This is a genomic window from Streptomyces hyderabadensis, assembly GCF_020404845.1.
Taxonomy (GTDB): Bacteria; Actinomycetota; Actinomycetes; order Streptomycetales; family Streptomycetaceae; genus Streptomyces; species Streptomyces hyderabadensis.
The window spans coordinates 1-499 of record NZ_JAIOJZ010000155.1; the positions used below are offsets into that span (position 1 = coordinate 1).

General features: G+C 70.3%; 1 protein-coding gene. It reads left to right on the forward strand.

The genetic code is table 11. The features are described 5' to 3' along the window. Window positions 1-499 (forward strand): ketoacyl-synthetase C-terminal extension domain-containing protein (locus tag K7854_RS37325; RefSeq protein WP_226030987.1); only part of this gene is annotated, 499 nt, incomplete at both ends.

Consider the following 499-nt stretch of genomic DNA (forward strand, 5'->3'; position numbering starts at 1 on the left):
GTGGATGTGGTGGAGGCGCACGGTACGGGGACGGTGCTGGGTGATCCGATCGAGGCGCAGGCGTTGCTGGCGACGTATGGGCAGGGGCGGTCGGTGGATCGTCCGTTGTGGCTGGGGTCGGTGAAGTCGAACTTCGGTCATGCGCAGGCGGCTGCGGGTGTGGCGGGTGTCATCAAGATGGTGATGGCGATGCGTCATGGTGTGTTGCCGCGGACGTTGCATGTGGGGGAGCCGTCGGAGCAGGTGGACTGGTCGGCGGGTGAGGTGCGTCTGTTGACGGAGGCGCGGGAGTGGGTGGTGGGTGAGGGGCGTCCGCGTCGGGCGGGTGTGTCGTCGTTCGGGTTGAGCGGGACGAACGCGCATGTGGTGTTGGAGGAGTGTGCTGCTGTTGCGGAGCCGGTGGGGGCGGTGTCGGGGGGTCGTGGGCTCCCGGTGGTGCCGGTGGTGGTCACGGCGCGGGACGCGGAGGCGCTGCGCGCCCAGGCCGCCCGACTCGCCG